The sequence below is a fragment of the Bythopirellula polymerisocia genome (genome assembly GCF_007860015.1).
Taxonomy (GTDB): domain Bacteria; phylum Planctomycetota; class Planctomycetia; order Pirellulales; family Lacipirellulaceae; genus Bythopirellula; species Bythopirellula polymerisocia.
Genome location: NZ_SJPS01000008.1, coordinates 99,599 through 113,197 on the forward strand (window position 1 = coordinate 99,599; position 13,599 = coordinate 113,197).

Here is a 13,599-nt window from a genome sequence, read left to right on the forward strand (position 1 = left end):
TATTTCATCGAAACATTTCCAGATTACTCCCCATGACGAAGGCAGGGAATTCTTGTTCGCCGATTAAAAAGCAGGATTGGCCCATTGCGATCGACCTTGCAGGAGCGGTGAAGCGGCTGTTTGTAATGACGGCTGCGCGGTCGCAACCGTAGTGGACTTTACCCGCCACAACTTGCTGAACAGCTTCCTTGCCTACGCTGCCGACGTACCCCTTCGTCTGTACTGCGATCATTATTTCTCCAAAGCGCACGATTAAATCAACTCCTTCCTCGCCGGAGGTACGAGCTGTTTGCGCACTTGCGCCGAGCGCCTCAAACACTTTGACGAGATACTCTTGCCATTGGGCGCCTTCCAACGTCTTCCAATTTTCTTTGAGTAAAAGTTGCCGCTTAAGTCGATCCGATTCCGCGAGTTCGTTGATAGTGGCTTTGGTGGATAGAATTTGCTCGCGAAGTTTCTTCGCATCGGTGTTGATGCGGTCTAATTCTTGTTTGTGTTGCCTAATACATGTTAGTTGTTCTTCGAGGAAAGCCGGCAACTCAACCGTTGCGGGCCTGGAAATCGCCATCGCCAGAAGAATAAGCATTGCCACGGCAGATACTAACATTCCGATTGCGATGGTTGTCGAAGAGAGGCCGACGAGAAAGAGGAAGACAAATGCTAATGCCGCTGCAAAGGCGAAACCCACAACCAAGACTCCTGGAAACCATAAGGAGTAATCCTTGGCAGGTTCTCTCAGTGCTCTGGCAAACCGATAATAGAGTACTCGTCGTTTAGCTCGCCTCACCACTGTTAGGGTGTCGCGGGAATGTCGTTCTGTTTCTGCAAGCTGCGATGAGAATTGTGCTGCCTGTTGTTTCAAGGTCTCGATATGAGCGAGAATGTTCATATTTTAGAACCTAAACGCCGTGGCGCTATTTTCGTCCGCTGTTTAATCATCATCGAGCACTGCAAAGAGCATACAATCATGTGCTAAACCTTGCACGTACAATCTCTGTCGCAGCGTGCCTTCGTAGATTCCGCCAGACTTGATAGCCACGCTTTGACTAGCCAGGTTTTCGACGTCGGTGAGAATCTCGATTCGTCGCAGTGACTTTTCGCGAAATGCCCAATTACAAAGTTGTTGGGTTGCTTGTGTGGCAACACCTTGGCCAGCAGCTGAAGTGCGAACCCAATAACCGAGTTCGCCGACATGATGCATGAGATCAATGCGATGGATTCCGCATGTGCCAAGAACGCGGTCATTTTCGCCAACGATCACGAAACCCCATTCCTCGTTGGAATCCCAAGCCATCGGCCTCCCTTCCACCCACTTCCGATTGTCTTCGAGGGAGTAATCCTCATGGCACCAGGTCATCCAGCGAGAAAGTTCTGCTCTAGACTCCTGGACGGCCTCCCAAATTGCATCGACATCGGACAATTGGTAGCGACGGAGGGTTACGGGATCGCACATCGGAAATATCGCTTGGTTTTCTGAGTAAGTAGGTAACAGCTTAGCATCCCTTCGACGCAGGAGTCCGAGGGACGTGCTCCTCTGGGGGGGTGTCTTGTCGCAGCTACCAGGGCATTATTTCGTACTAATCCCCTATTTTTGCTATGGTTTTTCCACTTTCCGACCATTGCGTGTCAATCTAAAAGCCGGTATCCTGGGGGGCTTCCCACATAGTGATCCCCGTCAGTATTAACAGGTTCGTTGGAGCCGTGAGTCATGGCCGTACCCAAACGCAAACATTCTAATTCTCGCAGTGGCAAGCGTCGCTCGCACAATGCACTAACCGCCCGGCAGTTGCAGTCTTGTCCCAAGTGCGGCACTCCAGGACCCACCCACACCGTCTGTGCCAACTGTGGGCAGTATATGGGCCGGGTGATGGTCGAAACCGAGGACTAGTTCCCGCGTTTCTACTCACCTTGTGCGACTTGCTTGCACGAAAACTCTGATTGAGCGCCGTCGTGACAAAAACCGCGTTTCTGTTTCCTGGTCAAGGTGCCCAATCGGTGGGAATGGGGGCAGCGCTGGCAAGTTCCCTACCCAAGGCTAGGGGTCTCTTCGACCGAGCAGCCGACATCTTAGGCTACGACCTCCTGGAGCTATGCACCTCCGGCCCTCCAGAGAAACTCAACTCGACCGTCCATAGCCAACCCGCGCTGTTCGTTTGTAGTCTGGCTGCACTCGAAAAACTCAAACAAGATTCGCCGGAGGTCGTCGAGGCCTGTTCTGCTTCTGCGGGCTTGAGTTTGGGAGAATACACGGCAATGGTCTTTGCCGGTGCCATGAAATTTGATGCGGCACTACGTGTGGTGCAAGTGCGCGGACAGGCGATGCAAGACGCCTCGGATGCTGCACCGAGCGGCATGGTCAGTGTGCTGGGGCTCGATCGAGCTCAAGTCGAAGAACTCGTTGACCAGGCGCGGGGTGCGGATGTCTTGCAGTTGGCGAATTTTCTCTGCCCTGGGAACATCGTGGTTTCAGGTAGTAAGTCTGCTTGTGAACGGATCACACCGCTCGCCGAGGAGGCCGGTGCGATGAAAGTGATACCTCTCGCCGTTGCTGGTGCATTCCATACGCCGCTGATGCAGCCAGCTGTGGAACGATTGCAGGCAGCCTTGGCAGATGTGGATATTGTGACCCCTAGAATCCCCGTGGTTTCCAACGTCGATGCCCGTCCCCATGAAGACCCGGCAGAAATCCGTAGCCTGCTCGAACGACAAGTGCTTGAGCCAGTGTTGTGGGAAAATTCCATACAGTGGCTCATCGGTGAATTCGGCATCGAAAGCTGCTATGAAATCGGTCCTGGGCGTGTGTTGCGTGGACTCATGAAACGTATTTCCCGCAAGCTGCCGTTTGAAAGTGTCGAAGCCTAAGAAGAAATTTAGGGATAACCAAATTATGAGTGAAACACCAAATCGTAGAATTCAAGTCGATCTCTCTGGCCAGTCGGCAATCGTCACGGGCGCCTCCCAGGGCATCGGCAAGTCGATCGCCCTCACGTTGGCTGCGGCCGGTGCGAAGGTCGCCTGCATTGCCCGTAGCAAAGAAAAACTCGCTGAAACGGCAAAAGCTATCAGCGACGCTGGTGGCACGGCAGCGGTCTACCCGTGTGATGTAACTGACTCGGCGGCTTCGCAGAAGGTAATCGAAGCGGTTGTCGCCGAATGGGGGCAACTTGATATTCTGGTCAATAACGCCGGCATCACCCGCGATACGCTGATCCCGCGCATGAGCGACGAAGAATGGGACGACGTAATCGCCACGAATCTACGGAGCGTCTTTATATTCACTCGCGGGGCGATTCAAGAAATGATGCGGAAACGCTCTGGACGGATTATCAACATCTCCAGCGTGTCGGGCATTATGGGCAATCCGGGGCAGGCGAATTATTCAGCCTCAAAAGCGGGAATCATTGGGCTCACCCAGACTGTGGCCCGCGAAATCGCCGGTCGCAAGGTGACAGTCAATGCGATTTGCCCTGGGTTTATTTCCTCCGAAATGACCGACGCGATGGGTCCGGTTGTGCAGGATGAAGTTAAGAAGCGAGTTCCTGCGAAGCGTCTGGGTGAAGTCGAGGAGATTGCAGACGCCGTACTTTACCTCGCCAGTGCCTCGGCAGCCTATCTGACGGGCCAAACTCTCGTGATAGATGGAGGCCTAACTGCTTAGCCTGATTGAGGTTGCCACCGATACGAATCACCCGAGGCGACCTAGACAATCATCTGGAGAAACGGTAATCTTGACCAACTTTACTTGGACGGTCTATTGTGAAGCTTCGGCAACGGTAGCACGCCTTTCCGAGTCGTCTCTTCTAGGACTCGGAGACTAGTGCTAGTCTGGGCGAATTCAAACTTACATAGTTGTTGTCGCGAGAATATCGGGTTGGGCGAAAGCCTCATCTCAAGCCTTGCGACGCATGGGCATATTTTTTTACCGGGATAATGGAGGACCATCTAAGTGGCCTCAATACTAGAGCGTGTGACTGACATCGTGGCGGAGCAACTCGGAGTTGATAAAGACAAGATCACTCCGGAAACCTCCTTCGTAAACGACTTGGGTGCCGATTCACTGGACACAGTTGAATTGGTCATGGAGTTGGAAGAAGAGTTCGATATCAATATTCCCGACGACGCTGCCGAGAAAATTCAAACCGTTGGTCAGGCGGTAGAGTTTATTGAACAGAATAAGTAGTCAGGGACCACCGTGGTCGATTGCTTCAGGCAACTGCCGCGAGGTTGGGTTCCCTCAACGTGTTGTCCCCTGCGCTGAGTTCACAGCAGGGGCTGTTCTACAGGATTTATTTGAACATCATTCTCTCGACACCTCAGCGATTGGGTCAGAACGATGAATCGACGTGTTGTCGTAACAGGACTTGGTGCCGTCACTTCGCTCTCTTGCGAGGTTACCGATCTTTGGAAGAAGATTCTTGATAGCCAGAGTGGCATTCACGAGATCAGCCTCTTCGATGTGGCTGACTATAAGGTCAAATTCGGCGGCGATGTCGCCGACTGGTCCGTAGAGGGTTACATCGACTCGAAAGAAGAGAAGCGGCTTGATCGCTTCTCTCAGTTCGCGCTCGTGGCCGCCGTTGATGCCGTAAAAGATTCTGGCATCGACTTCACAAAGTACGACCCCTTTCGATTAGGCGCAATAGTCGGTTCGGGGATCGGTGGGCTCAACGAAATCGAAGAACAAGAAGCCCGTCTTATTAAGAAGGGCCCCGACAAGGTATCGGTCTTCACGATTCCGAAGTTGATGCTCAATGCCGCGAGTGGGCATATCTCGATCCGATTTGGACTACGCGGGCCCAATTGTGCCGTTGCCACTGCCTGCGCCAGCGCCACCAATGCCATGGGGGATGCTTTCAAGGCAATTCGTTACGGCGAGGCCGAGGTGATGGTCACAGGCGGCTCCGAGGCCGCCGTTGCCCCGATGGGGCTTGCCGGATTTTCTAACATGAAGGCGCTCTCCATGCGGAATGACGACCCCCAGGGTGCCAGTCGGCCCTTTGACGCCGACCGCGATGGGTTCGTGCTCGCCGAAGGAGCAGGCATTCTGGTCTTCGAGGAGATGGAATTTGCCAAGGCCCGCGGGGCGCACATTTATGGCGAGGTGCTCGGCTTCGGAGCCAGTGCCGACGCGGGGCATATCACTCAGCCAGACGCGCAAGGGACCGGCGCCGCCAGGGCAATGAGCAACGCCCTGGAATATGCGGGACTGAACCCATCGGAGGTCGACTACATCAGCGCCCATGGCACCAGCACTCCGTTGGGAGACAAGGCCGAGACGATCGCCATCAAGCGGGTCTTCGAGGATCACGCCTACAAGCTGAACGTCTCCAGCACTAAGAGCCAACTGGGACACACTTTGGGCGCCAGCGGTGGTGTAGAGATGGTGATGTGCCTGTTGGCTATCCGCGATCAGGTCGCCCCGCCGACAATCAATCTCGACACCCCCGACCCGGACTGCGACCTCAACTACACGCCGAAAACTCCTCAAGAACGCCCGATCCGCCGCGCGATGAACAACAGCTTCGGCTTTGGTGGGCACAATGCTTCGATATTGGTTGGGAAGCTATAGAGGTGCCCAGCCTTATACCTGGACTTCCCACACCTATCTCCGCGTCCCAATCCTCCCGCCCGGAAACAATTCCTTCTGAAAGATGCGGTAAGTCTTATACCGCCGGCCACCGACGCGCTCGATCATGCGGTTTACTAAGGCATTATCTTCAAGGGTCCAGCTTAGTTCTGCGCCGTGGTAGTCGAGCTTTTCGATGCTGTTGAGGAATGATTGCTGAATCAGAGATTCGGCGACGCCCCGTTTGCGGTAGCCGGGAATCACGCCCAGCACTGCCAACCGACCGGTGCGAATCTTTCGCATTCTGCATGCAAGTCGCATCAGACCGAGAGGAACTCCTGCCGTAGTGAGACGACCGCCCAGGGGTTGGATCGCTTCGTTGAGATTGGGGAGCATAATCGAAACGCCAACCGGGCGGCCCGCCACTTCGGCTAGTTGCACCAACTCTGGCACAGCCAGTCGCTTCAAATCGCGGGCCAAATGGTCGAACTCGGCATCACTCATCCGCACGAAGCCCCAGTTCTGATCGAGCGACTCGTGGTAGAGAGTTTTACAGCGGGCAATCTCGGCGTCGAAGTCTGTGAAGTCCATCGGGCGCACCGTCACGCCGTAACGCTCTGACAGTCTTTGTACCCGGCCGCTCCAGTGGGCGTCCATGTTGTTGTGGCGATTGAACCACCAGGCATACAGGTCCTTGGCTTTTTCGAGTCCATAACGTGCGAGCAATCGCTCGTAGTAATGCGGATGGTGGTTCATCATCACGGCGGGTGGTGTATCGAACCCATCAACCAACAGGCCGCAAGGATAGTTGGTGGAGAAATCGATGGGGCCCATCATTTGGGTGCGGCCACGGGATCGCAACCAGGCACTCGCCCGGTCCAGGAGGGCCCGGCTGGTGCGGACGTCGTCGATTGACTCAAACATACCAAAGCACCCGACGTTGGTGCCGTGAACCTGATTGTAGGCGGGGTCGTCGCTCACGACGATGCGTCCGACGGTATGCCCATCACGGCGGGCGAGAAAGGCCTGCGCTGAGCCGTGGCGGAAGAACGGATGGCGACGCGGGTCGAGAAATTCGCGGACCTGCATATCGAGAGGTGCGACCCAGTTGGGGTCGAATTGGTAGATCCGCTTGGGGAGATCAATGAATTCGGCCACGTCACGCCGAGTGGTCACGGCATGGACGCTCGCCGAGGAGGGTGCCATGGTCAGCTGCGACCAGGTAAAGCGAGGACTGGCAGCGGGCAAGAACGGCGAATTAAGTACGGCAGACAGGTTCATCGGGATATCTCCTAAACGAGGGGGAGCGCGAGTTGTTTGTTACCCGATTAAGCGGAGATTCCGCGGCATTGTTACAGGGCGAGCCAGAAGCGTTATTGAATCTCCAGGCGCCACCGATTCTGAACACCTCCTCGATTTTTTCTTGACAACTACTGGTCAACCAGTAGAATGCGGGTAGAACCTACTGGACGACCAGTAGAAATCACTTTTCCGAGGAGATTCATTGTGCCCGAAGTGCAACCGACCGAGCGTGAATTAGAAGCCCTCAAGGTGTTGTGGGAATGCGGCGAAGCATCAGTGCGCGAGGTGTGCGACGCACTAAACAAGGGGGGCGAGAGTCTGGCCTATACCACGGTGCTGTCGTTGTTGCAGGTGATGGAGCAAAAAGGCCTGGTCACGCATCGCAGTGAAGGGAAAGCTTATATTTATCTCCCCGCGATCGCTCGGGAAAACACGCTCCGCCAACTTGCCACTGGTTTTCTCGACCGGGTGTTTGATGGAGCCCTGGATGAATATCTGGTTCACGCACTGGGTAAACGAAGAATCACGGCAGACGAGATTGCGCAGCTTGAAGCAATGCTCGCTGAAGCCAAAGAAAAATCTCCCGGCAAGAAGAAAGGGAAACAACCATGAACACGCTCGATGGTTCGCGGTGGCTTGGAGATTTCTACCTGTTGGCGACCTTGCTACTGGGCGGCGAATTCTTGGTGTGCCTCTTTGCGGGCCAACCCGCGCGGCGCATTGCCCTCGCTTGGGCGACGGCTGGGGGACTGATTGTGTTGGCAATGTTGTGTGCGCTACCTGGTTGGTCGAGTGTGCATTTGCTCTCCCCTGCCCCGGAGATTCCAGTGTGGGCTGAAAACCTGCAGCCGATCGCCGGCCAAGCAATTCGACAGTCAATGCCGGTGGTACCTCGGATTTCTGAAGGCTCGTCGATGCCAGCACCTCCTCTTCGAGTTGAGCCCAGTGAGTCCATCTCAGTGATCGATTGGGGAGTCCTCGTGCTGTATCTTTTCGCAACTTGCTCGGTGATCGTCGTCGTGTGGCTGACATTGGGGGCGTGGCAAGTGCGACGGTTACGCAGAAAAGCCGAGCCCGCAGCCGAGAACATCTTGGCAATGCTCTCAGAGTTGACTCCGACAGGAATGCCGCTCCCCACGGTCGGAGTGCTCGACCATCTACCCGTGGCAGTCGCGGTGGGACTGCGGAAGCCCGCCATCTTGCTGCCTCGCAATTTGGTTAAACACGCCCGCACCGAGCAAATGCGGACCGTCTTGGCCCATGAACTGGCCCATCTGCGACACCGCGACTTGTGGCTGATGGCCGCGCTGCGGGTACTCATGGTGCTGCTGTGGGCACACCCGCTGTTCTGGCTCTGGCGCCGCCGGGTGCGACTGGATCAAGAAGTACTGGCCGACACGGCTGCGGCGGAATTGACCAGCCGCACGGTGTACGCCGAGGAGTTGGTCGAGTTGGCCCGATACGCAAGTGAAACCCGAGTGCCGCGGCTGGCGTCCTCGATCGGCTTGTGGGAAACCCGCTCGCAACTCAAGCGCCGGTTGGCGCTACTCTTAGATGAAAAACTCACGATCCTGCGAAGTTGTTCACGGAGGTGGCGGGTGGGGTCGCTGGTGACGCTGTTGGGATTGGCGGGGGGATTATCGCTGGTGACGCTGACGCCGGCGGAGTTGCAAAAGTCTCATTCAGAATATCCAACTGTAACCACTGATGCATCAAAAGGCACCACCTTCACCGGCGTAGTAACTGACGCTGTCACTGGTGAGCCAATCCCTGGAGTGAAAGTCACTGTGTATCGTAAGTTGAGCCGCGATCCTGAAACGGGGGGGCGGCGAACTCTGGAAAAGACGGAGCATACTACCAACTCCGAAGGCAAATATAGCTTTGTGCTCTCTCCCGAACAGGCGAGCGAGAGCAGTCTCTATCTGGAGGTCGAGGCTCATCATCCGGATTACGCGTCTTTTGGGCGGTCAGGATATACCTACTCCATGATTTTGAAGAACCTATCGCTTGGTGAGCCTCCGTTCTACTCACACATAAAACTCTGGCCAGGCAAGGCGATAACCGGTACGGTGGTTTCGCCTGCAGGAGAACCGCTCGCAGACGTAACAATATCAATGTGCTCGGCGCCTTACCTAGCAGATTCCTACTCTTACGGTCGGGGTACCTTCGACAAAACATCGACCGATGCCAATGGCAAATTTCGTCTCGTCCTTCCCAACTCTGGTGACGGGGTCGTGTGGATCGAACCTGAGCAGTATTCTCCACAGGCTTTCCGAATAGGCGACCGACAGGAGGACTGGGGCCTATTGACTATGCATCGAGGTACATCGCTGACCGGTCGCGTAATGGACACCGAAGGTGAACCAGTGATAGGAGCTCGAGTGGAGGCACGCAAAAAAAGAGATGGCGAAGAAGTTGATGATTTTCTCAAGCACATCGGGGTTGCCAACCACATCAAACGCAAAGCGGCAACCGGTACATCTGGAGAATTTGATTTAGTTTCGCTTCCAGATGGTGAGTACACTTTGGGGGTTCAGTCGAACGCTGACGGCTACGACCCAGCACCTTTGGAACAGATATTTCTACAACACACGATTTCGATTGCAGGTGACTCAACTCCTGAGGAATTGACGATTCGAGCCGTACCTTCGGTACGAATTAAGGGAACCTACTTAAGCAGTGCTGGAGTGCCAAGATCTGGCTATGTAATGTTTGTGAGAGGAAATCTGGATGGCAAGAATTTCACAGATCAGAGTTCAAGGCTGGAGAAAGATGGCAAGTTTGAAATTAAGGTTCCGTATGGACTGCAGGATGTTCTAATTGATTTCATCACGAACGAGCATAGTTCGATTCGCTGGCGAAAATCACACGATGCCCCGCTTCAACTTGGACGCATAGTTCGTTTGGGGGCGGTTAAGGATGATATCTCAGGAATAGAAGTGATCCAATATGTGGCTCCAATTTTACTTGTAAAGCCTGTCGACCAAGAGGGGAAAGCGGTTGAATATTGCACACCCATCGTGCGGTATGGCCGGCTAGCTAGAGACGGTACGCTTGTCATTACTTCAACAGAAAGCCCCACTCGCTTTGAATCGCAACCCGATGGACGTTGGCGCTCGTGGCAACTCTTGCCCGATGAGCCGCTCGTCGTTACCGTGGAGAAGCGCGGGTTTCATACGACGCCACAGCAGGTGAATCTCGTGGAGGGTCAAGAGAAGGAACTTCTCTTTGTCATGAAAGAAGGCCAGGCAGAGCCTCAAGCACTCAGTCTTGACTTACTGAAACCGATGGATGCCGAGGACAAGGATGCGTATGAGAATGGCGTGTTTGTGCCGGAGGTTCCTGATATTCCCTAAGGAGATGTTTGCAAAAAGCCGGGCTATAACTTGGTGATATTGCGATCGCCTGGGATGACTCGTAGGTTTCTATCCGCTCATTGGTTTTCCGGTGGAAAATGACATATCGGCCCACAACATTGGCTCGAATTCCAGCACCGAGTTCTGGTTGTGATACTCCCAGGTCTGGCGAAGATGCGATCAAAAGGCACTTGGCCTCGATCTTCTCAACCCACGCCAACGCAGCATTAGGCTTATCGCGCGAGATATAGGTCAGGATGCCTTACAAATCACTAACGGCACCCGATGTGTAGTATGGTTTACTCACTTATCGATTTAGCCTTGGGCTGAGGCTGCCACCGTCCTTAGTCGGGAGAATACCGTATCGTGGTCAATCACTTCTCCTCGGTCTGCCTGCTCAATTCCTAATTGCACCTCTTGTCGTAGTGCTTCGGTCGATGCCAGCAAGCGAACACCTGCCGAGATAGCTTCGTTCACGGAAGAAAATCGACCCGATGCCACCATGTCCTCGACAATCGCTTGTTGATCTGTGGGTAGTTGGATTTCCATAGTCCGCTCCAAATTAGAAAAAGTCCCTGTTATTTGGGAAATCAAGATGAAGATATTCGAGGTCGCTATGAATGTCGCCCTCATCGGATTATACCTTCCCCAAGGATATACGCAAATCTTGCCGATATTCAAACGCGCCCATAGCCTAACCAATCAGGAAGGTTTTCTTCGCACTATTGGCGATACTCTGCCATCGTGTCGAAGGAGCGATAAGTGCCATCGTCCAGCACAGGCTTATAGGTGCGAATAAAACTGTAGCGAAATCGCTCTTCCAGAGTCCGGGCGCGGGCAGCCTCGAACTCTGCCAGCCAATCTGCACGGATGTTTGCAAAGCCTATGGACTTGAGAATTACGCAGATCGAATGTTACTTGACTTCTATTTCCAATTATCAAAGGTAAGGTGAGGGATAACTCTATGATTGCATACTGAGGAAAGTTGACCTATACACTATCATTTCTTTCCACTGCAAAAGCCATTTACTTACCTTCTCAGTTTTGCTACGAATTCAAGGCTTTGAGACTGAATGCATTCAGGTTAAATTGTGCGAATAATCACTCTGTTGCAAATCGCAGCTTCCAATTAAGACACTGAGAGAGAATGGTGAGGGGGAAATCCATGCAGCTAAAAATCAAACCCGCGGAAGATTGCCGTTATGATCTCGTCTCACTCGGCGAAGTCATGTTGCGACTGGATCCGGGTGAAGGACGTATTCGGACCACACGACAGTTTCGTGCTTGGGAAGGGGGCGGGGAATACAATGTCGCCCGTGGGTTGCGCAAGTGTTTTGGCATGCGGACCGGAGTTATTACGGCGTTTGCTGACAACGATGTCGGGCGGTTGGTCGAGGACTGCATCTTGCAAGGGGGGGTCGATACCTCACTGATTCGCTGGGTGAAGTACGATGGGATTGGTCGCACGGTTCGCAACGGACTTAACTTTACCGAGCGTGGATTCGGTGTCCGTGGCGCGGTGGGGTGCAGCGATCGAGGAATCACGGCCGCGAGTCAACTTAAGCCCGAGGACATCGATTGGGACCATCTATTCGGCAAGCTTGGCGTGCAGTGGTTGCACACGGGGGGTATCTTCGCCTCGCTTAGTGCCACGACGCCGGAGACGGTCATCGCGGCGGTCGAGTCCGCCAAGAAACATGGCACGATCGTGAGCTACGACCTCAATTACCGCCCTTCCTTGTGGGAAGGAATTGGTGGTCAAGCGAAGGCGCAAGAGGTGAATCGCAGAATTGCCAAGTCGGTCGACGTTATGATCGGCAACGAAGAAGACTTTACGGCCTGTCTGGGTTTGGAAGTCGAGGGGGTGGATGAAAATATCAGCAACATCGACGTCGAGAATTTCAAGCGGATGATCGAAAAGGCGGTCGCGGAGTTCCCCAACTTTGTCGCGACCGCCACCACCCTGCGGGAAGTTCATACCGCGACAGTGAATGACTGGAGCGCGATCGTCTGGTACGACAGCAAATTCTATGAATCGCGGGCCTATCCCAGGCTAGAGATCATGGATCGCGTCGGCGGAGGAGATAGTTTTGCCAGCGGGCTCATTTACGGCTTTCTCACGACGGGGGATGGCCAAAAAGCTGTCGATTATGGGGCAGCCCACGGGGCATTGGCGATGACCACGCCGGGGGATACCTCGATGGCGACGGTCAAGGAAGTCGAGAAGTTGATGGGCGGCGGCGGGGCGCGGGTTGTGCGGTGATTGAGGGAAGACTCGCTCTGCTGCGCTGGCGCTCCGCATCGCGGCTAACGTGAGCGCTACGCATCGCGGCTAGAGCAAATCACTCTCGCTTTTTCCGCTGTGCCTAGGCTATCTTACTTGGCGTTTTGCAGGGAGGCGTATTTGTTATGGAGTGCTGGCAATGGAAGCCTATTCGATCGATTTGCGTGCTCGTGTTCTGCTGGCGGTAGATGAAGGTATCGATACGCGTAGAGAAATAGCTGAAACATTTGGCGTGACTACACGTTGGATTCGCCTGCTCGTGCAACATCGTCGTAAGACCGGCTCGATCGAGCCGTTGCCGCATGCGGGTGGCTGGGACCCAAAATTCACACCGGAACGCCTGGAGCGACTGAAGACTTTGGTGGAAAAGAAACCTGCCGCCACGCTCGACGAGCTTCGCAAGTGCAGCCGTATTCGGTGCTGTAACATGACGGTGTCACGAGCGCTGAAGCAATTGGGATTCACGCGAAAAAAAAGACGCTACGTGCCAGTGAGCAAGATCGCCCCGAGGTGAAAAAGCAGCGCAAGGCTTGGAAGAAAAAGATCCGCCAGGTCGATCCTAATCGCCTGGTTTTCTTGGACGAAAGTGGAGCCAAGACCAACATGACACGGCAATATGGACGCGCCCCTCAGGGGCAACGACTCTTCGATGCCGTTCCAGGCGGTCACTGGAATACCACAACGATGATTTCTGCGATTCGTCTGGAAGGCGTCGCTACCGCGATGGTGACCGAGGGGGCGACTAACACGTTGGTGTTTCATGGCTTTGTCGAGCAGTTTCTTGCACCAGTACTGCGTCCCGGAGACATCGTCGTGATGGACAACCTCTCCAGCCACAAGGCGGGCTGTGTGGTCGAAGCGATTGAAGCAGTCGGTGCCGAAGTTAGGTACTTGCCGCCTTACTCACCCGACTGTAATCCGATCGAACTGATGTGGTCCAAAGTAAAAAGCCAACTACGCAGTTTCGCTGCACGCACCAAGCGGACGTTGGTCACCGCCATCGGTAAAGCACTCCAAGCGGTCACTCTACAGGATCTCGCCGGATGGTTCACGCATAACGGATACGGAACACGCAAGTGTTAGGTGCTCTA

At 54.4% G+C, this 13,599-nt stretch carries 15 protein-coding genes; 10 read left to right on the forward strand and 5 right to left on the reverse strand.

Annotated elements, in window-relative coordinates:
* Positions 1-4: 4 nt before the first annotated feature.
* Positions 5-889, reverse strand: a complete 885-nt coding sequence (locus Pla144_RS21070) for a restriction endonuclease (protein ID WP_146452674.1) — start codon at positions 887-889, stop codon at positions 5-7.
* Between the two features lie 42 nt (positions 890-931).
* Complete coding sequence (locus Pla144_RS21075) at positions 932-1,453, reverse strand: GNAT family N-acetyltransferase (RefSeq protein WP_146452675.1); 522 nt, start codon at positions 1,451-1,453, stop codon at positions 932-934.
* Between the two features lie 255 nt (positions 1,454-1,708).
* Here Pla144_RS21075 and rpmF point away from each other — a divergent pair, with 255 nt between their 5' ends.
* From rpmF to fabF, 5 genes are all read left to right on the forward strand, one after another.
* Positions 1,709-1,888, forward strand: a complete 180-nt coding sequence (gene rpmF / locus Pla144_RS21080) for a 50S ribosomal protein L32 (protein WP_146452676.1) — start codon at positions 1,709-1,711, stop codon at positions 1,886-1,888.
* A gap of 62 nt (positions 1,889-1,950) precedes the next feature.
* Complete coding sequence (gene fabD, locus Pla144_RS21085; RefSeq protein ID WP_146452677.1) at positions 1,951-2,862, forward strand: ACP S-malonyltransferase; 912 nt, start codon at positions 1,951-1,953, stop codon at positions 2,860-2,862.
* Positions 2,863-2,887: 25 nt separating this feature from the next.
* A complete protein-coding gene (gene fabG / locus Pla144_RS21090; RefSeq protein WP_146452678.1) occupies positions 2,888-3,658 on the forward strand; it encodes a 3-oxoacyl-[acyl-carrier-protein] reductase in 771 nt (256 codons plus the stop codon).
* A gap of 288 nt (positions 3,659-3,946) precedes the next feature.
* A complete protein-coding gene (locus Pla144_RS21095; protein WP_146452679.1) occupies positions 3,947-4,180 on the forward strand; it encodes an acyl carrier protein in 234 nt (77 codons plus the stop codon).
* Between the two features lie 153 nt (positions 4,181-4,333).
* Positions 4,334-5,569 (forward strand): beta-ketoacyl-ACP synthase II, encoded by a 1,236-nt coding sequence (fabF, locus tag Pla144_RS21100; RefSeq protein ID WP_146452680.1) that lies wholly within the window; start codon positions 4,334-4,336, stop codon positions 5,567-5,569.
* A gap of 33 nt (positions 5,570-5,602) precedes the next feature.
* Here the strand turns inward: fabF and Pla144_RS21105 are convergent, their stop codons facing one another.
* Complete coding sequence (locus Pla144_RS21105; protein ID WP_146452681.1) at positions 5,603-6,847, reverse strand: N-acetyltransferase; 1,245 nt, start codon at positions 6,845-6,847, stop codon at positions 5,603-5,605.
* A gap of 225 nt (positions 6,848-7,072) precedes the next feature.
* Between Pla144_RS21105 and Pla144_RS21110 the strand changes: the two genes are divergently transcribed.
* Positions 7,073-7,480, forward strand: coding sequence for a BlaI/MecI/CopY family transcriptional regulator (locus tag Pla144_RS21110; RefSeq protein ID WP_146452682.1), 408 nt, complete (start codon positions 7,073-7,075; stop codon positions 7,478-7,480).
* Positions 7,477-10,224, forward strand: coding sequence for a carboxypeptidase regulatory-like domain-containing protein (locus tag Pla144_RS21115; RefSeq protein WP_146452683.1), 2,748 nt, complete (start codon positions 7,477-7,479; stop codon positions 10,222-10,224). The genes Pla144_RS21110 and Pla144_RS21115 overlap by 4 nt, the downstream gene beginning before the upstream one ends.
* Here the strand turns inward: Pla144_RS21115 and Pla144_RS25625 are convergent.
* Together Pla144_RS25625 and Pla144_RS21125 are read right to left on the reverse strand one after the other, a co-directional pair.
* On the reverse strand, positions 10,133-10,483 hold the full coding sequence (locus tag Pla144_RS25625) for a type II toxin-antitoxin system RelE/ParE family toxin (RefSeq protein WP_146452711.1): 351 nt from the start codon (positions 10,481-10,483) through the stop codon (positions 10,133-10,135). The two genes, Pla144_RS21115 and Pla144_RS25625, sit on opposite strands and share 92 nt — an antisense overlap.
* A gap of 56 nt (positions 10,484-10,539) precedes the next feature.
* Complete coding sequence (locus tag Pla144_RS21125; protein WP_197530889.1) at positions 10,540-10,773, reverse strand: ribbon-helix-helix domain-containing protein; 234 nt, start codon at positions 10,771-10,773, stop codon at positions 10,540-10,542.
* Between the two features lie 616 nt (positions 10,774-11,389).
* Here Pla144_RS21125 and Pla144_RS21130 point away from each other — a divergent pair.
* The 3 genes from Pla144_RS21130 (at position 11,390) to Pla144_RS21140 (ending at position 13,591) form a co-directional block, all read left to right on the forward strand.
* A complete protein-coding gene (locus Pla144_RS21130) occupies positions 11,390-12,487 on the forward strand; it encodes a sugar kinase (protein ID WP_146452685.1) in 1,098 nt (365 codons plus the stop codon).
* Positions 12,488-12,647: 160 nt separating this feature from the next.
* A complete protein-coding gene (locus Pla144_RS21135) occupies positions 12,648-13,022 on the forward strand; it encodes a helix-turn-helix domain-containing protein (RefSeq protein ID WP_146452686.1) in 375 nt (124 codons plus the stop codon).
* A complete protein-coding gene (locus Pla144_RS21140; protein ID WP_231936480.1) occupies positions 13,019-13,591 on the forward strand; it encodes an IS630 family transposase in 573 nt (190 codons plus the stop codon). Before Pla144_RS21135 ends, Pla144_RS21140 begins: the two co-directional genes overlap by 4 nt.
* The last annotated feature ends 8 nt before the right edge of the window (positions 13,592-13,599 follow it).